This is a genomic window from Methylobacterium sp. 190mf (assembly GCF_900107945.1).
In the GTDB taxonomy this organism is placed as follows: Bacteria; Pseudomonadota; Alphaproteobacteria; order Rhizobiales; family Beijerinckiaceae; genus Methylobacterium.
The window spans coordinates 71,727-91,782 of record NZ_FNVI01000014.1; the positions used below are offsets into that span (position 1 = coordinate 71,727).

General features: G+C 71.2%; 14 protein-coding genes. 6 read left to right on the plus strand and 8 right to left on the minus strand.

Going from position 1 to position 20,056, the window contains the following annotated elements; genetic code table 11:
• Positions 1–117: 117 nt before the first annotated feature.
• The 4 genes from C4T42_RS17705 to C4T42_RS31985 all read right to left on the minus strand — a co-directional run bounded on the left by C4T42_RS17705 (position 118) and on the right by C4T42_RS31985 (position 8,653).
• Entirely contained in the window at positions 118–3,585 is a 3,468-nt protein-coding gene (locus tag C4T42_RS17705; RefSeq protein ID WP_020094027.1) for an efflux RND transporter permease subunit, read from the minus strand.
• Positions 3,582–6,707 carry an MdtB/MuxB family multidrug efflux RND transporter permease subunit gene (locus tag C4T42_RS17710; protein WP_091978973.1) on the minus strand — a complete coding sequence of 1,042 codons (3,126 nt, stop codon included), beginning with the start codon at positions 6,705–6,707 and terminating at the stop codon, positions 3,582–3,584. The genes C4T42_RS17705 and C4T42_RS17710 overlap by 4 nt, the downstream gene beginning before the upstream one ends.
• A 64-nt stretch (positions 6,708–6,771) precedes the next feature.
• The gene (locus tag C4T42_RS17715) at positions 6,772–8,178 is read right to left on the minus strand and encodes an MdtA/MuxA family multidrug efflux RND transporter periplasmic adaptor subunit (protein ID WP_103985554.1); all 1,407 of its coding nucleotides are present in this window, start codon (positions 8,176–8,178) and stop codon (positions 6,772–6,774) included.
• 298 nt (positions 8,179–8,476) lie between these two features.
• Positions 8,477–8,653, minus strand: coding sequence for a hypothetical protein (locus tag C4T42_RS31985; protein WP_165923183.1), 177 nt, complete (start codon positions 8,651–8,653; stop codon positions 8,477–8,479).
• A 366-nt stretch (positions 8,654–9,019) separates the two neighbouring features.
• Between C4T42_RS31985 and C4T42_RS17720 the strand changes: the two genes are divergently transcribed.
• The 4 genes from C4T42_RS17720 to C4T42_RS17735 all read left to right on the plus strand — a co-directional run bounded on the left by C4T42_RS17720 (position 9,020) and on the right by C4T42_RS17735 (position 13,079).
• Positions 9,020–10,189, plus strand: a complete 1,170-nt coding sequence (locus C4T42_RS17720) for an aminotransferase (RefSeq protein ID WP_244603221.1) — start codon at positions 9,020–9,022, stop codon at positions 10,187–10,189.
• 153 nt (positions 10,190–10,342) lie between these two features.
• Positions 10,343–10,837: a DUF4112 domain-containing protein gene (locus tag C4T42_RS17725; RefSeq protein WP_020094022.1), complete on the plus strand. Its 495-nt coding sequence runs from the start codon at positions 10,343–10,345 to the stop codon at positions 10,835–10,837.
• A gap of 97 nt (positions 10,838–10,934) precedes the next feature.
• Positions 10,935–12,155, plus strand: coding sequence for an ABC transporter permease (locus tag C4T42_RS17730; protein WP_100252500.1), 1,221 nt, complete (start codon positions 10,935–10,937; stop codon positions 12,153–12,155).
• 390 nt (positions 12,156–12,545) lie between these two features.
• Positions 12,546–13,079: a MucR family transcriptional regulator gene (locus tag C4T42_RS17735; protein WP_026605062.1), complete on the plus strand. Its 534-nt coding sequence runs from the start codon at positions 12,546–12,548 to the stop codon at positions 13,077–13,079.
• Between the two features lie 132 nt (positions 13,080–13,211).
• Here C4T42_RS17735 and C4T42_RS17740 read toward each other — a convergent pair whose 3' ends face one another.
• Complete coding sequence (locus C4T42_RS17740) at positions 13,212–14,645, minus strand: FAD-linked oxidase C-terminal domain-containing protein (protein WP_020094019.1); 1,434 nt, start codon at positions 14,643–14,645, stop codon at positions 13,212–13,214.
• A gap of 228 nt (positions 14,646–14,873) precedes the next feature.
• Between C4T42_RS17740 and C4T42_RS17745 the strand changes: the two genes are divergently transcribed.
• The gene (locus C4T42_RS17745; RefSeq protein WP_020094018.1) at positions 14,874–15,899 is read left to right on the plus strand and encodes a KpsF/GutQ family sugar-phosphate isomerase; all 1,026 of its coding nucleotides are present in this window, start codon (positions 14,874–14,876) and stop codon (positions 15,897–15,899) included.
• A 96-nt stretch (positions 15,900–15,995) separates the two neighbouring features.
• Here C4T42_RS17745 and C4T42_RS17750 read toward each other — a convergent pair whose 3' ends face one another.
• From C4T42_RS17750 to C4T42_RS17760, 3 genes are all read right to left on the minus strand, one after another.
• A complete protein-coding gene (locus C4T42_RS17750) occupies positions 15,996–16,805 on the minus strand; it encodes an SHOCT domain-containing protein (RefSeq protein ID WP_103985585.1) in 810 nt (269 codons plus the stop codon).
• 155 nt (positions 16,806–16,960) lie between these two features.
• A complete protein-coding gene (locus tag C4T42_RS17755; RefSeq protein ID WP_020094016.1) occupies positions 16,961–17,560 on the minus strand; it encodes a nitroreductase family protein in 600 nt (199 codons plus the stop codon).
• A gap of 288 nt (positions 17,561–17,848) precedes the next feature.
• Positions 17,849–18,916 carry a GSCFA domain-containing protein gene (locus C4T42_RS17760; RefSeq protein ID WP_103985555.1) on the minus strand — a complete coding sequence of 356 codons (1,068 nt, stop codon included), beginning with the start codon at positions 18,914–18,916 and terminating at the stop codon, positions 17,849–17,851.
• Between the two features lie 74 nt (positions 18,917–18,990).
• Between C4T42_RS17760 and C4T42_RS17765 the strand changes: the two genes are divergently transcribed.
• Positions 18,991–20,040 (plus strand): WcbI family polysaccharide biosynthesis putative acetyltransferase, encoded by a 1,050-nt coding sequence (locus tag C4T42_RS17765; protein WP_026605060.1) that lies wholly within the window; start codon positions 18,991–18,993, stop codon positions 20,038–20,040.
• Positions 20,041–20,056 lie beyond the last annotated feature (16 nt).

Consider the following 20,056-nt stretch of genomic DNA (forward strand, 5'->3'; position numbering starts at 1 on the left):
CGCCTGGCTGGAGCCCTCCTTCGAGGCTGCTGCGCAGCACCTCAGGATGAGGAGGTGGGTTGGAGGAACCCCCGCGCGCGATCGCGGCCGCCGCTGTTTCACGTGAAACCTTAACCATCACTCTCCGGCCGGCAGCGCCGCTTCTCCGCTCCGCCCGCCGCGCCTGCGCCGGTTGAGCACCCTGTGCCGGAGGCGATCGAGGGTGAGGTAGACGACAGGGGTGGTGTAGAGGGTCAGGATCTGGCTCACAATCAGCCCGCCGACGATGGCGATGCCCAGCGGGCGGCGCAGCTCCGCGCCCTCGCCGTTGGCCAGGATCAGCGGCACGGCGCCGAGCATGGCGGCCAGCGTCGTCATCATGATCGGCCGGAAGCGCAGGAGACAGGCCTCGCGGATCGCGTCCACGGGATTCGCGGCCCGGGTCCGCTCCGCGTCGATCGCCACGTCGATCATCATGATCGCGTTCTTCTTCACGATGCCGATGAGCAGGAACACCGCGATCAGCGCGATGATGGTGAAGTCGGTGCCCGTCACCAGCAGGGCCAGCACCGCGCCGACGCCGGCCGAGGGCAGGGTCGAGAGGATCGTCAGCGGGTGCACGAAGCTCTCGTAGAGGATCCCCAGCACCGCGTAGACCGCCAGGATCGCCGCCAGGATCAGCAGCGGCTGGCGCGACGCGGAGGCGACGTAGTTCTTGGCCGCGCCGGCATACTCGCCGTGGATCGTGGCGGGCAGCTGCAGGGAGGCCATGGCCCGGTCGATGGCGTCGGTGGCGTCCGACAGGCTCTTGCCCGGGGCGAGGTTGAACGAGATCGTGGTCGCCACGAACAGGCCCTGGTGGCTCACCTGCACGGGGGCGCTGCCGGGCTCGATCCGCGCGAAGGCCGAGAGCGGCACCATCGTCTCCTTGGCGGCCGAGACCGGCGCGCTCGACGAGGCGCCGCCCTTGCTCGCCGCGATGGCGTTGGCGGAGGCGTTGCGGGCCGAGTCGGACGCGATGGCGGCGGCGTTCGAGGCGGTGTCGGCCGTGCTGGCGGAGGCGGCGGCGGCCGCCGCCGCGACGGCGCCCGCGGTGCCCGAGCCGCCGACGGCGCCGGAGCCCGTGGCGACGCCGGTCGCGGCGCTCGCCGACGACCCGCTGCCCGGGCTGCTGGTGCCGGTCGCCGCGTTGGTGTTGACGGTCCCGCCCGCCGCCACCGTGCCGGCGACCGCGTTGGTGGTGGCCGAGCCCGGCGCGTTGCCGCCCGAGGTCGAGACGTAGATCTGCTTGAGCGTCTCCGGCGTTTCCAGGTAGCGCGGCGCGATCTCCATCACGACGTGGTACTGGTTCAGCGGGTTGTAGATCGTCGAGACCTGGCGCTGGCCGAAGGCGTCGTAGAGGGTGTTGTCGATCTTGTTCGGCGTGATGCCGTAGCGGAACGCGGTCGCCCGGTCGATCACGACCCGGCTCTCCAACCCGCCCTCCTGCTGGTCCGAGGTCACGTCCGCGAAGGTCGGGTCCTTCTGCAGGGCCGCCACCAGCTTCGGGGCGGCGGCGAACAGCTCCTCGGCCGTGTCGCCCTGGAGGGTGTACTGGTACTGGGCGAAGCTCTGGCGGCCGCCCATCTGCAGGTCCTGGCGGGGGAAGACGTAGAGGCGCGCGCCCGCGACCTGCGCGAGCTTCGGCCGCAGCCGCGCCATCACGGCCGAGATCGGCGCCCGCTCGTTGAGCGGCTTCAGGCCGACGAAGACGTTGGCCGAGTTGGTGCCGCGGCCGCCCGTGAAGCCGACGACGCTCTCGACCGCCGGATCCGCCCCGACGATCGCGGTCGCCTGCGTGAGCTTCTTCTCCATCGACTGGAACGAGATGCGCTGGTCGGCCTGGATGCCGCCCATCATCTGCCCGGTATCCTGCTCGGGGAAGAAGCCCTTCGGGACGATGATGTAGAGGTAGACGTTGAGCCCGACCGTGGCGAGCAGGCTCAACAGGACGAGGCGCGGATGGGCGAGCGCCACCTCCAGCGTCCGCGCGTAGGCCCCGAGCAGCCGGGCGAAGCCGCCCTCCAAAATCCGGATCAGCAGGTTCGGCCGGCGGCCGGCCGGCGGTTCGCCATTGGGGCCATGCCCCTCGGCCCGGAGCAGCCGGGCACACATCATCGGCGTGGTCGTGAGCGAGAGCACCAAGGAAATCAGGATCGACAGCGACAGGGTGACGGAGAATTCCTGGAAGATGCGGCCGACGAGGCCGCCCATCAGCAGGATCGGCAGGAACACCGCGATGAGTGACAGGCTCATCGAGATCACCGTGAACCCGACCTCCCGCGCGCCGATCAGCGCCGCCTGGAGCCGGGGCTTGCCCTCCTCGATGTGCCGCTGGACGTTCTCCAGCACCACGATGGCGTCGTCGACCACGAAGCCGGTGCCGATGATCAGCGCGGTCAGCGACAGGATGTTGAGCGAGTAGCCGAGCAGATACATCGCCGAGAAGGTGCCGACGATCGAGATCGGCACGGCGACCGCCGGGATCAGCGTGGCCCGCCAGGAGCGCAGGAAGCCGTACACCACCAGGATGACGAGGCCGACCGCCACCAGCAGCGTCTCCTCGGTGGCCGCGAGGGAGGCGCGGATCGTGGCGCTGCGATCGCCGGTGAGCTTGATGTCGATGCCGCCGGGCAGGGAGGCGGTGATCTGCGGCAGCGCCTCCTTCACGGCGTTGATGGTCTCGACCACGTTGGCGCCGGGCTGCTTGTAGACGAACAGCAGCACGCCCGGCTTGCCGTTGACGATGCCGAGGTTGCGCTTGTCCTCGACCCCGTCGAGCACCTGCCCGACATCGGTGAGCTTCACCGCGGCGCCGTTGCGGTAGGCCACGATGATGTCGCGGTAATCGGCGGCCTTGCGGCCCTGATCGTTGGCGTAGAGCTGGTAGCGGCGGTCGCCCGCGTCGATCTCGCCCTTGGGCGAGTTCGCGTTCGCGGAGGCGAGCGCGGCCCGGATGCCCTCGAGGCCGATGCCGTAGTTGAACAGGGCCGTGGGATCGAGCTCGACCCGCACGGCCGGCAGGGACGAGCCGCCGATATCGACGTTGCCGACGCCCGGCAGCTGCGACAGCTTCTGCTGCACCACGGTGGCGGCGGAATCGTAGACCTGGCCGCGGGTCAGCGTCTCCGAGGTCATGCCGAGGATGATGATCGGCGTGTCGGCGGGGTTGAACTTCCGGTAGGTCGGGTTCTGCCGGAGCGACGCGGGCAGGTCGGCGCGCGCCGCGTTGATGGCGGCCTGGACGTCGCGGGCCGCGCCGTCGATGTCGCGGTTGAGGCCGAACAGCAGCACGATCCGGGTCGAGCCGAGGGAGTTCGTGGACGTCATCTCGTTGACGTCCGCGATGGCGCCGAGCCGCCGCTCCAGGGGCGCCGCCACGGTGGTGGCCATGGTGTCGGGCGAGGCGCCGGCCATCTGGGCCTGGACGAGGATCACCGGGAAGTCGATCTGCGGCAGCGGCGCCACCGGCAGCTTCAGGAAGGCGAACAGCCCGGCGAGCAGCACGCCGATCGTGAGCAGCGTGGTCGCCACCGGCCGCCGGATGAACGGCTCGGAGATGTTCACGGCAGCGCCTCGCCGGGCGCGAGATCCGGCCCCCGCCGCCCCGAGATCCGCCGCTCCAGCCGGTCGAAGGCCAGGTAGATCACCGGCGTGGTGAACAGCGTCAGCACCTGGCTGACGATCAGGCCGCCCGCGATGCAGATGCCGAGCGGCTGGCGCAGCTCGGAGCCGACGCCGGTGCCGAGGATCAGCGGCACCGCCGCGAAGAGCGCCGCCAGCGTCGTCATCAGGATCGGCCGGAAGCGCAGCAGGCAGGCCTGGAAGATCGCCTCGCGGGGCTCGAGCCCGTCCTCGCGCTCCGCCTGGAGCGCGAAGTCGATCATCATGATGGCGTTCTTCTTCACGATGCCGATCAGCAGCACGATGCCGATCACCGCGATGATGTCGAGCGACAGGCCGAACAGCATCAGGCCGAGCAGCGCCCCGATCCCCGCCGACGGCAGGGTCGAGAGGATCGTGATCGGGTGGATGAAGCTCTCGTAGAGCACGCCCAGCACGATGTAGACGGTCACGATCGCCGCCAGGACCAGGAACAGCTCGTTGCCGAGCGCCGACTGGAAGGCGAAGACCGAGCCCTGCGGCACCACCCGGAACGAGGGCGGCAGGCCGATCTCGGCCTTGACCTTGTCGATCGCCTCGACCGCCTGCCCCAGCGCCGCGCCGGGGGCGAGGTTGAACGACACGGTGGTGGCCGGGAACTGGCCGAGATGGGAGATCAGCAGCGGCGCCCGCCGCTCGCTGATCCGCGCGACCGCCGAGAGCGGCACCTGCCCGTTGGTCGCCGTGGAGGAGGGCAGGTAGATCGCGTCGAGGCTGCGGAGCGTCGTGTGCAGCTTCGGGTCGGCCTCCAGGATCACCCGGTACTGGTTGGACTGGGTGAAGATCGTCGAGATGATCCGCTGGCCGAAGGCGTCGTAGAGGGCGTTGTCGATCGTCGCCGGGGTGATGCCGTAGCGGCCGGCGGTCGGCCGGTCGATGGTCACGTAGGCGGCGAGCCCCTGGCCCTGGTGGTCGCTCGCCACGTCGGTGACCACGGGCGACTTCGCCAGCGCCTCGGTGAAGCGCGGCACCCAGGTCTCGAAATCGTCGATGTTCGGGCTCTCCAGGATCACCTGGTACTGGGTCGCCGAGACCGCGGTGTCGATCGTCAGGTCCTGGACCGGCTGCATGTAGAGCCGCATGCCGGGCTGGTTGGCCGCCGCCGCCGAGATCCGCCGGATGATCGCGCTGGCCGTCGCGGTGCGCGCGTCCCGGGGCTTCAGGTTGATCAGCATCCGGCCGGAATTGAGCGTGACGTTCTGGCCGTCGACCCCGATGAACGACGACAGGCTGGCCACGTCCGGGTCCTTGAGGACGATCTCGGCCATCCGCTGCTGGCGCTCGGCCATGGCGGCGTAGGAGACCGACTGGTCGGCCTGGGTGATGCCCTGGATCACGCCCGTGTCCTGCACGGGGAAGAAGCCCTTCGGGATCACCGCGAACAGGTAGATCGTGAGCCCGAGCGTGCCGAGCGCCACCAGCAGGGTCAGGCCCTGGTGGTTCAGGACGACCCGCAGGGAGCGGCCGTAGGACTCGATCGTGCCGTCGATGGCGCGCCGGCCGAGGCGGGAGAGGACGCCCTCGCGGCGGCGGTGACCGGCTTCCGGGACGTGCTTCAGGAGCCGCGCGCACAGCATAGGCACCAGCGTCAGCGAGACCACCGCCGAGATGATGATCGTGGCCGCCAGCGTGATGGCGAATTCGTGGAACAGCCGCCCGACCACGTCGCCCATGAACAGGAGCGGGATCAGCACGGCGATCAGCGAGACGGTCAGCGAGATGATGGTGAAGCCGATCTCGCGGGAGCCCTTGAGCGCCGCCTCCAGGGGCGAGTCCCCGGCCTCCACGTGCCGGGCGATGTTCTCGATCACCACGATGGCGTCGTCGACCACGAAGCCGGTGGCGATGGTGAGCGCCATCAGCGACAGGTTGTCGAGGGAGAAGCCGTAGAGGTCCATGACCGACAGGGCGCCGACCAGCGACAGCGGCACCGACAGGCTCGGGATCAGGGTCGCCGACAGGCTGCGCAGGAACAGGAAAATCACCAGCACCACGAGCGCGATGGCGAGGCCGAGCTCGAACTGCACGTCCTCCACGGAGGCGCGGATCGTGGTGGTCCGGTCGGTGAGCGGCGCCACCGCGACGGCGGCCGGCAGGCTCGCCTGGAGCTGCGGCAGCAGCGACTTGATCTTGTCGACGGTCGCGATGACGTTGGCGCCGGGCTGGCGCTGGATGTTCAGGATGACCGCCGGCGTCGCGTCCGCCCAGGCGCCGAGCTTGGTGTTCTCCGGCCCCTCGACCACGTCGGCCACCTCCGAGAGCATCACCGGGGCGCCGTTGCGGTAGGCGATGATCGCCGCGTCGTAGGCCTTCGGGTCGCGGATCTGGTCGTTGGCGTTGATCGCGTAGGACTGCTTCGGCCCGTCGATCGTGCCCTTCGGCGTGTTGACGTTGAGGTTGGTGATGGTGGTGCGCAGGTCGTCGATGTTGAGCCCGTAGGCGGCAAGCGCCCGCGCGTTGAATCGCACCCGCACGGCCGGGCGCTGGCCGCCCGAGATGCTCACGAGGCCGACGCCCGCCACCTGGCTGATCTTCTGCGCGAGGCGCGACTCGGCGAGGTCGCGCACCTGGGTGAGCGGCAGGGTCTTGGAGGTGAGCGCCAGCGTCAGGACCGGCGCGTCGGCCGGGTTGACCTTGGCGTAGATCGGCGGCGCCGGCAGGTCGGAGGGCAGGAGGTTGCCGGCGGCGTTGATCGCCGCCTGGACCTGCTGCTCGGCGATGTCCAGCGGCAGGTCCAGGCTGAACTGCAGGGTGATGACCGAGGCGCCCGCCGAGGATTGCGAGGTCATCTGGTTGAGGTTGGCGAGCTGGCCGAACTGCCGCTCCAGCGGCGCCGTCACCGAGGAGGTCATCACCTCGGGGCTGGCGCCGGGATAGAAGGTCTGGACCTGGATCGTCGGGTAATCGACCGCCGGCAGCGCCGAGACCGGCAGGTTCAGGTACGACACGCCGCCGACGATCAGGATCGCCAGCATCAGCAGCGTCGTGGCCACCGGCCGCAGGATGAACAGGCGGGACGGGTTCATGACGCGCTCCCGTTATCCCTTCCCCCGCAGAGGGGGGAGAGGGAGCGTCGCGCCAGAGCCGTCCTCACTGCGCCTGACGGCGCCGGTGCCGACGACCGCCCTCCGCTGTCCCTTGGGAATCCGCCGCCGCGTCGGCGGGCGCGCCGGGCTTCACCTCCCCCTTGCCGTCAGCCTTGCCGTCCGGCTTCGCCGCCGCGGCCTTGCCGTCGCCGGCGGCCGCCGGCGCGCCCTCGGTGATGCGCACCGGCGCGCCGTCCTTCAGCCGGTCGGTGCCGTCCGTGACGACGCGGTCACCCGGGTTCAGCCCGGAGACCACCACCGTGTGGATCCCGTCGGTCTCGCCGGTCTTGATCGGCCGGACCGTGACCTTGCTGTCCCCGTCCATCAGGTAGACGTAGGTGCCGGGCGTGCCCTGGAGCAGGCTGGAATTCGGCACCAGCGTCGCGCCCCGCACCGTGTCGACGGTCAGCTTGGCGTTGACGAACTGGTTCGGGAACAGCTCCTCGTCGGAATTGTCGAACAGCGCGCGCAGCTTCACCGTGCCGGTGGTCGTGTCGATCTGGTTGTCGACCGTGTCGAGGCGGCCGGTGGCGATCTCGTGGGCGTCGCCGCGGTCGTAGGCCCGCACGGTGAGCTTCGCGCCCGCCCGCACCTGCCGCATCACCCGCGACACGTCGTCTTCCGGCAGGGTGAACACCACCGAGATCGGGTGGAGCTGGGTCACCACCACGATCGCCGTGGAGGCGGCCGAGATGTAGTTGCCCTGGTCGACTTGGCGCAGGCCGACGCGGCCGTCCACCGGCGAGACGATGTGCGTGTAGGCGATGTTGAGCTTCTGCTGGTCGACGAGCGCCTGGTCGGCCGCGACTGTGCCCTCGTTCTGCTTCACCAGGGCGGCCTGCGTGTCGACGTTCTGCTTCGAGATCGAGTCCTGCCGGTTCAGCGTCTGGTAGCGCTGCAGGTCGAGCTTCGAGTTCTGGAGCAGCGCCTGGTCGCGGGCGAGCTGGCCCTGGTACTGCGCGAGCAGCGCCTCGTAGGGGCGGGAATCGATCCGGGCGAGCTCGTCGCCCGCCTTCACGTTCTGGCCCTCCCGGAACTGCACCTGCGTGAGGTAGCCGCTGATCTGCGACTTCACCGTCACGGTGGCGAGCGGCGTCACGGTACCGAGGCCCTGCAGCACCACCGGCATGTCGCCGGTCGTGGCGCTGGCGATGCCCACCGCCTGCGGCATGTCGGCCCCGCCGCGCCGGCCGCCGTGGCCGCCGGTGTGATGCGCCGTCGCCGGCTCGGCGCCCTTGCCGGTGCGCGCCTCGTACCAGCGGTGGCCGATCGCCCCGGCGCCGGCGAGCAGCACCAGGATCACGAGCCAGCGGATCGGGCGGAAGCGCCGCGTCCGGACCTCGCGCGCGGGCGCCTCGCCGGGCTGGTAGGCGCGGGCCGTGTCGGTCCGGATCGGTGAACTCTCGTTCATGCCTGACTAGAGCACAGGACGGTCGTCTGCGCGACCGGCGGCACCCTATCCCTCGCTGTCCAAGCCCCCATGCCGCCCCCGGAACGCCGCGTCCCGGAAGCCCGTCCTGAAGCCGCCCGGTCCCGCGGGACCCGACGGCTCCGATCCCGTGTACGGGAGCGTAAGCCCATAAAGCTGTCCGGGCCCCGAACGGCTCCTTACCGCGGCGTCATGGACACCCGCGGCCGCGCCGCTCGCGCACCTCGCGGCGCCCTCCACCGGTGCCCGGCCAATGCGCCGTCACTAGGGCGGCGACGTTTCACTCGTGTTGCTGGGGCCCGCCGGACGCGTCCGGTACCGCATAAGCGCGCAGCACCGCCCGGAACGCGGGATCGACCGGGGTGACGGCCACGGCGCGGCGCAGGCCGAGTCCGAGGCCGCCGACCAGCAGCGCCAGCACCAGGCAGCCGAGGAACGCGCGTGAGGAGGGCCGCATCGTCGTATCCGGTGGCCGACCCAGCGAGCGGGGTGTGAGCGGGTGCGGCCGCGTCCGGACATGCCGAAAGGGCCACCGACCCGCAAGTCGATGGCCCTTCTGGGGACCGGAGCGGCGCCCCGCTGACGGAGCGAGGGGGCGAAGCTCCGTCGGCGTGTGCGCCGCTCCGGCCGTGATCCGAACCTAAGAGACGGGTGATGAATGTCAACATTCGTCAGCAGGCCCCGGCGCGCCGGAGACCGGGTCTGTGCGACCGCGCACATTCCGCAACGCGCGACGGCCATGTTACAGGCCGGCGATGCCGAGACCCGCCATGCCGACTCTCTCGATGCCCGGCGCCGCGTGCCGTACCCCGTGCCGCGCCGCATGAGGTCCGCCGTCATCAACTCCATCTTCGACGCGCTGCCCACGACCGTGTTCGAGACCATGTCGCGTCTCGCGCGGGTCCACGGTGCGATCAATCTCGGCCAGGGATTCCCGGACGATGCCGGGCCGGCGGATGTCCGCGAGCGGGGCGCGCGGGCGCTCCTGGACGGCTGGAACCAGTACCCGCCGATGATGGGCCTGCCGGCCCTGCGCGAGGCGGTCGCCGCCCATTACGCGCAGCACCAGGGCCTCGTCCTCGACCCGGAGACCGAGGTGATGGTCACCTCCGGGGCGACCGAGGCCCTGGCCGGCGCGCTCCTGGCGCTGATCGAGCCCGGCGACGAGGTCGTGCTGTTCGCGCCCATGTACGACGCCTACCTGCCCCTGGTCCGGCGGGCGGGCGGCGTACCGCGGATCGTGGCGCTCCGGCCCCCGGCCTTCCGCCTCGACGAGGCCGCGCTCGCGGAGGCTTTCGGGGCGCGGACCCGGGTCGTGGTGCTGAACAACCCCCTCAACCCGAGCGCCACCCTGTTCGCGCCCGAGGACCTCGACCTGCTCGCCCGCTACTGCCAGCGCTTCGACGTGACCGCCCTCTGCGACGAGGTCTGGGAGCACGTGGTGTTCGACGGCGCGCGCCACCGGCCGCTGATGGCGCTGCCCGGGATGCGGGAGCGGACCGTCAAGATCGGCTCGGCCGGCAAGATCTTCTCCCTCACCGGCTGGAAGGTCGGTTTCGTGATGGCCGATGCCCGGCTGATGCGCGGGCTCGCCAAGGCGCACCAGTTCCTGACCTTCACGACGCCCCCGAACCTCCAAGAGGCGGTGGCCTACGGGCTGGGCAAGCCGGCCCCGTGGTTCGAGGCGATGCGCGCCGGCTACGCCCGGTCCCGCGACCGGCTCGCGGACGGCCTGCGCGGCCTCGGCTTCACCGTGCTGCCGGCCCGGGCCACGTGGTTCCTCAACATCGACATCGCCGCCCGCGGCCACGCCGACGACGTGGCCTTCTGCGAGGCCCTCGTCACCCGTCACGGCGTCGCGGCGATCCCCGTGAGCGCCTTCTACCCGGACGCCTCCGTGCGCGGCCTCGTCCGGCTCTGCTTCGCCAAGGACGACGCGACCCTGGATGCGGCGCTCGACCGCATGCGCGGGCTCCCGGGGGCCGGGGCATGAGGGTCGGCTCGAGGGACGGCATGACCGGCAGCAGGACGGGCAGCAGGACGGGCATCACGGCGGACCGCGCGCGCCGAGCGGGCGCCGTCCTTGCGCGGATCCGGGCGGGGGGCCACATCGTTGGGGACGATGGCTTCCCGACGGATCCCGACCATGGACTTCACCCAGGCTGCTCAGGCCGGGCGTTTCGCCCGTGCCGAGACCTTCCCCGGAGGCGAGACCCGCGCCGGCACCCGGCCCCCCTACCTGTCGGCGGATCTCGGACGGGAGGCGAGCCTCGCCCGGCTGGAGACGCTGGCCCACCTGATGGACACCGCCTTCGTCATCCCGGGCATCAACCGGCGGGTCGGGTTCGACGCGCTGATCGGCCTCGTGCCGGTGATCGGCGACCTGGCCGGCATGGTGATCTCGTCCTTCATCGTCTACGAGGCGAAGCGCCTCGGGGCGCCGCGCTGGCTGGTGGCCCGGATGGGCCTGAACGTGGCCTTCGACGGGCTGATCGGCGCCGTGCCGGTGGCGGGCGACCTGTTCGACGCCGCCTTCAAGGCCAACCGCCGCAACGTCCGGCTGCTGCGCCGCTGGCTGGAGCGCAGCGGCAACCTGCGTCCCACCGAGATCGACGGCACCGCGACCCGGCTCGACGGCTGAGCGTTCCCGGCCTCCGTCCCGCGGCCGACCGGTCGCGGGGCCGCCCGGATATCGGGGCGGCCGGCGCGCGCGCGACGCGGCTCGGGAGGCAGCACGGATGAACGAGGTCACGCGTCCCGGCGACAGCGAGGTCGTGCCCGCGCCGATGCCCGGCGCCCAGCCGCTGGTCCTGCGGCCCGACGAGGGCGCGCCGCCGCCGGTCCTGCCCGGGGCCGCCGGCCGGCGCGCCCGGCTGTCGCCGCTCAACCGGCGCCGCCTCGACAATTTCCGCCGCAACCGGCTCGGCTACGGATCGTTCGTGATCTTCACGGTCCTGTTCGTGCTCAGCCTGTTCGCGGAGTTCATCGCCAACGACCGCCCGATCGTGATGTCCTACAAGGGCGAGTGGCTGGTCCCGGTCCTGGTCGACTATCCGGAGGAGAAGTTCGGCGGCTTCCTCGCCACGACCGACTACCGCTCCCCCGAGATCCGCCGGGAGATCGCGGCGAACGGCTGGGCGCTGTGGCCGCCGATCCCGTACGCGTACGACACGATCAACGAGGACCTGCCGACGCCCTCGCCGTCGCCGCCGACCTGGATGCTCACGGACGCGCAGTGCAAGCCCGTCGCCGAGAAGCTCGGCGGCTCGACCTGCGCGGACATTCCCCAGCACTGGCTCGGCACCGACAACACCACGCGGGACGTGCTGGCGCGGGTGATCTACGGCTTCCGCATCTCGGTCCTGTTCGGTCTGATCCTGGCCGCGGTCTCGTCGGTGATCGGGGTCATCGCGGGGGCCGTGCAGGGCTATTTCGGCGGCTGGGTCGATCTCGCCTTCCAGCGCTTCATCGAGGTCTGGGGCGGCATCCCGACCCTCTACCTGATCATCATCATCTCGGCCTTCATCGCCCCGGGCTTCTTCGTCCTGCTCGGGATCATGCTGCTGTTCTCCTGGGTCGCGCTGGTGAGCGTGGTGCGCGCCGAGTTCCTGCGGGCGCGGAACTTCGAGTATGTCCGGGCGGCCCGGGCGCTGGGGCTGTCGAATATCCGGATCATGACGGTCCACCTGCTGCCGAACGCCATGGTGGCGACGCTGACCTTCCTGCCGTTCATCCTGAACGGCTCGATCACCACCCTGACCTCGCTCGACTTCCTCGGCTTCGGCCTGCCGCCGGGCTCGCCGTCCCTCGGAGAGCTTCTCGCGCAGGGCAAGGACAATCTGACCGCGCCGTGGCTCGGATTGACCGGTTTCCTGGTCATCGCCGTGATGTTGAGCCTGCTCGTCTTCGCCGGCGAGGCCGTGCGGGACGCCTTCGATCCGCGCAAGACTTTCGCCTGAGGCCGCGCGGGTTGCGAAAATGACGCAGGGCCTCGCCCCGCGCTCGCACAACTGTACGAAGATTGCGCATTGTGCCCGCACGACCGGGCGGCAATCGTATACGACCGTCTAGAGCCGGCCCCTGACCCGGGGGTAAAGGTCTCTGCCGGCTGCGAAAACCCGCTTCGAGGAAGCGACTAGCATTCGCCGGGCGGACACCGATAAAGCCTCTCAGAAGTGTCCATTAAGTGGCGCCAATGCAACCATACCCTGTAAGCCTCGCCGCGTGATGCAGAGTTAGACTTCGGTCTCATCACAGATAATTGTATGGCGCGGCTTGCATTTTTCGGACGCTGACTTAACTCGCGAAAGTGGGGATCCCATCAGGCATTTGTGCCGAGGAACGAGAGAATGTCAGAAGCTGCGCCGACATCGCAATTGGATTTCATCGAGCGGACCGTGGACGTCGTCGCGGCCTACGTTTCCAACAACTCGCTGCCCTCGGCCGAATTGCCGGCCCTGATCGCGAGCATCCACGAGGCGCTGAACACGATCGGGGCCGGCCCCGTCGCTCCGGCGACCGAGAGCGTCGAGCGGCCGACGCCCGCCCAGATCCGCAAGTCGATCCGCCCCGACGGGCTGGTCAGCTTCATCGACGGGAAGTCGTACAAGACGCTGAAGCGTCACCTGACCAAGCACGGTCTCGATCCGCAGACCTACCGCGAGCGCTACGGCCTGCCGGCCGATTACCCGACCACTTCGGCGAACTACTCGGCGCAGCGCTCGGCGCTCGCCAAGAGCCTCGGCCTCGGCCAGCCGGGCCGGTCCCCGGCGTCCGACAAGGCCGCCGCCGAGGAGGAGGCTGCCGCCTCCGCCCCCGCCTCCGGTCGCCGCAAGACCGCCGCGACCAAGACCCGGGCGAGCCGCAAGGTCGAGGCCGCCTGAGCGCGGCCGCGAGGCCCGGACGGGGGCGGGCGATCGGAGACGATCGCACCCGCACCGGTCCGGACTTGTTCGCCAGACCTCTTGGCCGGGCTCTCGGCCAAGCTCTCGGCCGGACCCCGCGCGCGGCGCGGCTCAGGCCGCGAGGCGCCCGTCCAGCGGGAACACCTTGGCGGGGTTCAGCATCCAGTCCGGATCGAACACCGCCTTGACCCGCATCTGCTGCTCGAGATCGACCTGGTCGTACTGGAAGCGCATCAACTCGCGCTTCTCGATGCCGACCCCGTGCTCGCCGGTGAGGCAGCCGCCGACCTCGACGCAGAGCTTCAGGATCTCGTCGCCCGCGGCCTCGGCCTTCTGCAATTCGCCGGGCGTGTTGATGTCGAACAGGATCAGCGGGTGCAGGTTGCCGTCGCCCGCGTGGAACACGTTGGCGACGCGCAGGCCCTTCTCGGCGCAGATGGCGCCGATCCGCTCCAGCACCGGCCCGAGCTGGCCGGTGGGGATCGTCCCGTCCATGCAGATGTAGTCGGAGATCCGGCCGGTGGCGCCGAAGGCCGACTTGCGGCCCTTCCAGATCGCGGCCGATTCCGCCTCCGAGCGCGAGACGCGCAGGCTGGTCGGGCGGAAATCCCGGGCGATCGTCTCGATCCGGGCCAGCATCGCGTCGCACTCGGCGTCCGAGCCCTCGACCTCGATGATCAGCATCGCCTCGGCGTCGCGCGGGTAGCCGGCCTGGGCGAAGTCCTCGGTGATGAGGATCGCCTCGCGGTCCATGTACTCGATCGCCACCGGGATGATCCCGGCCGCGATGATCGCCGCGACGCAGTCGCCCGCATCCTCGACCTTCGAGAAGCCGACCAGCACCGGGCGCGCGCCCTCGGCGGCGCGCAGGATCCGCACGGTCGCCTCGGTGACGATGCCGAGCTGCCCCTCCGAGCCGCAGACGAGGCCGAGCAGGTCGTAGCCGCCGCTGTCGAGGTGCTGGCCGCCGATCTCCACCACGGTGCCGTCATTGAGCACCAGGGTGACGCCGAGCAGGTTGTTGGTGGTCACGCCGTATTTCAGGCAGTGCGCGCCGCCCGAATTCATCGCGATGTTTCCGGCGATCGTGCAGGCGAGCTGGCTCGACGGGTCGGGAGCGTAGAAGAAGCCCTCGTGGCTGACCGCCCCGGAGATCGCCAGGTTGGTGATGCCGCTCTGCACCCGGGCCGTGCGGTTGGCGAAGTCCATGTCGAGGACCTGGGTCATCTTGCCGACGCCGAGGATGATCGCGTCGGCCTGCGCGATGGCGCCGCCCGCGAGCGAGGTGCCGGCGCCCCGGGGCACGACCCGCACGCCGTTGGCGTGGCAGTAGGCCATCACGGCGGCGACCTCCGCGGTGGTGGAGGGCAGCACCACGGCGAGCGGCATCTGCCGGTAGGCGGTGAGCCCGTCGGTCTCGAAGGCCCGGCGCTCGTCCTCGCTGACCACCAGCGCCTCCGGCGCGACCAGGGGTGCGAGGCCGGCCAGGATCGCCTCGCGGCGGGCGAGGATCGCGGGATCGGGGTCGGGGAAGCGGATGGTCATGGGGCTCTTGCCCTCCTGGGGCCCGCGGCGCGGGACGGCGCGCGGGATGGCGTGCCGGGAGCATGGACCCCGGCGGCCGCGCCTTCAACCGGCGTGCGGCGCTGCGTCGTCCCCGCGTCACATTTCAACCACGACGGCTGCCTAGCGTCGCCGGAGACGCCTCGCTGCGCCGCTCCCCGATTCCGGCCCCCGGTGCCGGATCCGGTCGACGGGTCAAGAACGGACACGATGAACGCTCCCGCCTCCAGCGCCCTGCGCGACGACCGCTACGACGCGCCGTCGGCGCATCTCGCCACCACCCGCGACCTCGGGATCCGCAGCCTCCAACTCGGCATCGCGGCCCTGCAGGAGGCGAGCGCGGCCTTCCAGGGCCGGCTCGGCGCGGCCTTCGAGGAGGCGGTGCAGACCATCCTGCAGAGCAAGGGCCGCGTCATCGTCAGCGGCATCGGCAAGAGCGGGCATGTCGGGCGCAAGATCGCCGCGACGCTGGCCTCCACCGGCACGCACGCCTTCTTCGTCCACCCGACCGAGGCGAGCCACGGCGACCTCGGGATGATCGCCCGGGACGACGTCATCATCGCGCTGTCGTGGTCGGGGGAGACCGCGGAACTGTCCGACCTGGTCGGCTTCAGCCGCCGGTTCTCGATCCCTCTGGTGGCGATCACCCGCAACGGCGAGAGCACCCTGGGCAAGGCCGCCGACGTGCTGCTGGAACTGCCCCGCGTGCGGGAATCCTGCCCGCACGACCTCGCGCCGACCTCCTCCAGCCTGATCCAGCTGGCGCTGGGCGACGCCCTGGCGGTGGCGCTCCTGGAGCGGCGCGGCTTCACCTCGGCGCGCTTCCACACCCTGCATCCGGGCGGCACCCTCGCGGCCCGCCTCAGGACCGTGCAGCAGGTGATGCACGGGCCCCAGGACATGCCGCTGGTGCACGAGACCGCCCTCATGTCCGAGGTGATGATCGAGATCGCGGCGCGGCGCTACGGCTGCGTCGGCGTCACGGACGCGGCCGGGCGCCTCGTCGGCATCGTCACGGACGGCGACCTGCGCCGCCACATGGGTCCGACGCTCCTCGACACGCCGGTCTCGACCGTCATGACCCGCGACCCGGTGACCGTGGAGCCGCACAAGCTGGCCCAGGCCGCGCTGGAGCTGATGAACCGCCGGCTGATCACGGCGGTCTTCGCCGTCACCGACGGCCGGCCGGTCGGCATCGTGCACGTCCACGACCTGCTGCGCGTCGGCATCGCCTGAGGCCGTCGGGACCCGGCAGGGTCCGATCCGCGCCCGCATCCCGCGAGGCCTCCGCGCCTCGGGACGGGGCCGGCGGGTACGGCGACCGGGCGCCCCTCACAGCCGGGCCAGCAGCTCCGTCTTCTTGGTCGCGAACTCCGCGTCGGTGAGCACGCCGCGCGCGTGCAGGTCGGCCAGCCGCTCGATGGTCGCGAGGATCGCGTCCGGAGACGACCGGTCCGGGGCCGCCGAAGGGGCAGCCGCAGCGGCCTGCGAAGCGGCGGGGGCGGCCTTCGCCGGGATCTCGGCCGAGTCCGCTCGGCCCGGGTCCGCTTGGCGCGGCGCCGCGACCTCCGCCTCGATCCGGCGCAGGCGGTCGAGGGCGACGGCCCCGGACGGTCCCGTGAAGCCGAGGCTGCCGTTCGCCTGGGAAACGCCGGTGATGCGGTGCTCGCCGGTATCGTACAGCGCGACCCCGGACCCCGCGTCGACGGCGAGCCGCCGGCTGTCCGGGAAATAGGCGTAGCGCAGCCCGTCCTGCGCGCCGGTGCTGGCCGGATCCCCGAGGCCGGCCGGCCACCACTCGCCGCCGCCGCGCCGCGCCGCGGGCGCGGCCTCCGAGAAGCCCCCCGCGGGGAGCGCCCCGGCCAGCTCGGTGCAGAGCGCGTCGACCCGCGCCTTCAGCGCGTCGTCGAACATCCGGCCGACCATCACCATCCCGCCGGAAAACCACTGCCCCATCCCGCCGAGATCGGGATGGTCGAACTGCGCCATCGTGCCGTGGCCACGCTCGAGGGCCCGGACCAGGTGGCGCACCGCGTCCGGGCTGACCCCGTGGCGGTCGGCGACGGTCTGCAGCCCGGGGACGGGGTCGAACGGCCCGTCATCCCGGAACGGGTCGGACGCGGCGGTGTCGGACGGATCCATGAGCCAGCTCCCGAAGCGTCGGAGGGCGGACAGGAGGCGCGCGGCGGCGGCCCCCTGCCGGCCCGGGTCGAGCCCGTGGGCCTGCGCCCACGGACCTGCGACGGCGTCGCGATGCGGAGCCAATCCCCGGCCGTCCGAGCGGGTTCCGGCCCGTCTCAGCCGGCGGCCTGCGGGAACGGTCCCGCGATGGTGAAGTCGGTGATCGGCCGGCGGCCGTTCGGGGTCTCGCGGGGCCGCTGCTCCTCGGTGAGGTCCGCCTCGGGCGTCTTGCGGCCGACCGCGAAGGCGGCCTCGATCCGGTGGTTCTCGGGCAGACGCAGCACCGCGGGCGCGCGGACGTGGTCGAACCCGACCATGCCGTGGGCGTGCCAGCCCTGGTGGATCGCCTGGAGCTGGAAGGCCAGCGAGGCGGTGCCGGCGTCGAAGGAGTGGCTGTAGGAGGGCTTCAGCTCGTCGCCGACCTTCATGAGCCCGTTCGAGACGAGGAACAGGATCGCGCCGGTGCCGGACACCCATTTCTGATTGCCGGGCACCAGCAAGTCGAAGAACGTGTCCCAGTGGGCGTCGCCCCGGAGCGCGTAGAGGAAGCGCCAGGGCTGCGAGTTGTAGGCGGAGGGCGACCAGCGCGCCGCCTCGATCATCCGCATCAGCTCGGATTCGGGCACGGCCTCGCCCGTGAAGGCGCGGGGCGAGTGCCGCTTCACGAAGACCGGATCGATGTCGTGGTCGGCGCGGCGGGGCGGGGGCAGGCTCAAGGGATTCGTCTCCGATAGGCGCGAGCGCCCGGGCGGCCGAGCTTGCCCGAAAGGCCGGGCTGGAGGCAAACGCGGGATCGCCCCGGCCGCCGTGACGGTCGCGAAGGGCTCGAGCGGTTGCCCGGCGGGATCTTCGGAGCGCTGCCGTCTTTGCGAGCGGAGCGAAGCAATCCAGGCAGCGCCACGACTGTCGATGTCGCGTCGCCCTGGGTCACTTCGCTACGCTCGTGAAGACGATGCAGGCCGCCCGATGGCCGCCGCCGCTCCGGTAACGATCTCGGCCCCCCGTCACGCCACGCTGCGCTCGATCTCCTCCTCGTCGCAGATCACGCCGGCATTGCCCTCGAACTCGGCCGCGAGGTCGACGGGGGCGTGGGTCGGCGCCGGCGAGACCCGGTCGCGGGCGAAGGTCGCCAGGAACAGGCGCATGACGTGGCGCACGCCCGCGTCGTTGATGGTGCGCTGGTCCTCGTTGTAGTAGCGCCCGGCATTCACGTTGCTCGTGACGATGTCGTAGGCGGGGAAGTAGACCGCCCGCGGGTCGCCGCGGCCGACCACCTCGCCGGCCGCCACCCGCAGCACCGACTTGGAGTAGCTGTTCGACTCCATCACGTGCCGGACCATGTAGGTGGCGATCATCGGCACCGGCGAGACCGTGAAGATCACCCGCGCCTTCGGATTCACGCTCCAGAGCCGGTCGAGGAAGCCGTTGAGGTCACCGAGCACCTCGCCCGCGCCGGCATTCACGCACTCGTAGAGCGCGGGGTCGAACGTGCCGCCCGCGACACCGGGGGCGAGCGGCAGCGCCGCGCCGTCGGCCCGCCAGCGCCAGCCCTCGGTGAGGCCGAGCGTCAGCACGAACACGTCGAGCGTCTCGAACAGACGGCGCACCTCGGCGAGGTGCGCGTCGCGCGCCGCGACCACCTCGGCCTCGCTGGCGAAGCCCGCCGGCTCGACGGTCGGGCGGAACGGGTCGACGTAGCGACCGTCGTCGCGCAGCCACGCCTTCAGTTCCGGCTCGAACGTGCCGTAGGCCCGGTCGAACAGCTGCACGAACTGGCGCGTGTAGTAGAGGTTGCCGTAGCGCGCCGAGAACGTGCCGAACTGGCGGGCATTGGCCTCCTCGGCGCTCATGCCGGGGGTCGGCGGCTCGGTCAGGTAGTAGTTGAACCCGGCGCCGCGCACCGCCTCGGCCACCCGCTGGGCGAAGCACGAGCCGCCGGTGGCGACCTTGTCGGTCGGTCCGATCACGAACGTGTCCTTCGGGTGCGGATTGACCGCGAAGGGCGGCACGTTGGTGACGACCTTGCGCCAGAATCGCTCGGCCGGTAGACCCGTATACGGATTCAACGCCATCTTCGAACCCTCTTCTTCACGACGGCGGCAGGCCCTCGGGGGCGCTGTTCCGTCCGCTGACACCGGCACGCGACGTGGCCCTGAACGACCTGCCCCGGCGCGCCCGCAGCGCGTTCACCCGCTCGGCGCCCGATTGGACGCCTACCCGTTGGGCCCCCACCTGGGCGACACCATGGCGGAACCGCGCCCGCACCGCCACGACCCGTGACGGGCCGAGCATCGCGGTGCTGGGCAATTGCCAGGCCCGGGGCATCGCCCGGGCCATGCGCCTGCTCGCGCCGAAGAGCCCGGTCCGTTACCTGCCCATGGGCTCGCTGAAGCGAGACCACGGCCATGTCGACGGCTTGATCCGGACCCTGCGCGCCCACGACCACGTCTTCTCGCAGGCCTTCCCGGCCGGGCTGATCCCCGGCGGCGACGCCGCCACTGTGCGCGCGGCCGACCCGCGGCTCAAGCTGTTCCCGTCGATCGTGTTCTCGGCCTTCCACCCGGACATGGTCTATGTCGGGCAGGCCTCGGACCTCGCCGCGCTGAAGCTGACGCCGTCGCCGCTGGGCCAGTACCACTCGGCGATCGTCGTCACCGCCCACCGGCTCGGCCTCGATGCTGGCCGCACGGCCGCCCTGTTCCGCGAGGACGTGTTCGCCCGCCTGGGCTACCTCGACCACTGGGACCCGGCGGTGCGCGAGCTCGTCGGCGCGGCCGACGCCCTGGGTTTCGGGCTGGAGCGCGAGGTGACCCGCTGGGCGCGCCGCGGCGCCTTCATGCACCTGATGAACCATCCCAAGGTCCACGTCCTCGGCGACATCGCGAGGCGGCTGCTGCAGGAGAACGGGCTCACGCCCGAGCCCGTGGAGATCGAGGATTACCTCGGCGACGAGCTGGCCCAGGACGTGGTCTGGCCGATCTACCCGCCCATCGCTGAGCATTTCGGCCTGACCGGCTCGTACCTGTTCAAGACCAAGCCGCGGGGCGACGACTTCCCGGTGCTCTACGACCTGCCGGGCTTCGTCGCGGCGAGCTTCGCCCTCTACGACGCGATGCCCCCCGGGGATCTCGCCTGCCCGCGGGTCGAGGCGTGGCTCGCCGCGCCGGAGATCGTCGCGCTGTTCCGGGGCGGCTGAGGCCGCCTCCGCGACC

What these genes read in the sequence shown, in the direction of transcription:
- C4T42_RS17710 (WP_091978973.1), bottom strand. Translation starts at nt 6,707, where the DNA reads ATGAACCCGTCCCGCCTGTTCATCCTGCGGCCGGTGGCCACGACGCTG.
- C4T42_RS17715 (WP_103985554.1), bottom strand. Translation starts at nt 8,178, where the DNA reads ATGAACGAGAGTTCACCGATCCGGACCGACACGGCCCGCGCCTACCAG.
- C4T42_RS31985 (WP_165923183.1), bottom strand. Translation starts at nt 8,653, where the DNA reads ATGCGGCCCTCCTCACGCGCGTTCCTCGGCTGCCTGGTGCTGGCGCTG.
- C4T42_RS17720 (WP_244603221.1), top strand. Translation starts at nt 9,020, where the DNA reads ATGAGGTCCGCCGTCATCAACTCCATCTTCGACGCGCTGCCCACGACC.
- C4T42_RS17725 (WP_020094022.1), top strand. Translation starts at nt 10,343, where the DNA reads ATGGACTTCACCCAGGCTGCTCAGGCCGGGCGTTTCGCCCGTGCCGAG.
- C4T42_RS17730 (WP_100252500.1), top strand. Translation starts at nt 10,935, where the DNA reads ATGAACGAGGTCACGCGTCCCGGCGACAGCGAGGTCGTGCCCGCGCCG.
- C4T42_RS17735 (WP_026605062.1), top strand. Translation starts at nt 12,546, where the DNA reads ATGTCAGAAGCTGCGCCGACATCGCAATTGGATTTCATCGAGCGGACC.
- C4T42_RS17740 (WP_020094019.1), bottom strand. Translation starts at nt 14,645, where the DNA reads ATGACCATCCGCTTCCCCGACCCCGATCCCGCGATCCTCGCCCGCCGC.
- C4T42_RS17745 (WP_020094018.1), top strand. Translation starts at nt 14,874, where the DNA reads ATGAACGCTCCCGCCTCCAGCGCCCTGCGCGACGACCGCTACGACGCG.
- C4T42_RS17750 (WP_103985585.1), bottom strand. Translation starts at nt 16,805, where the DNA reads ATGGATCCGTCCGACACCGCCGCGTCCGACCCGTTCCGGGATGACGGG.
- C4T42_RS17760 (WP_103985555.1), bottom strand. Translation starts at nt 18,916, where the DNA reads ATGGCGTTGAATCCGTATACGGGTCTACCGGCCGAGCGATTCTGGCGC.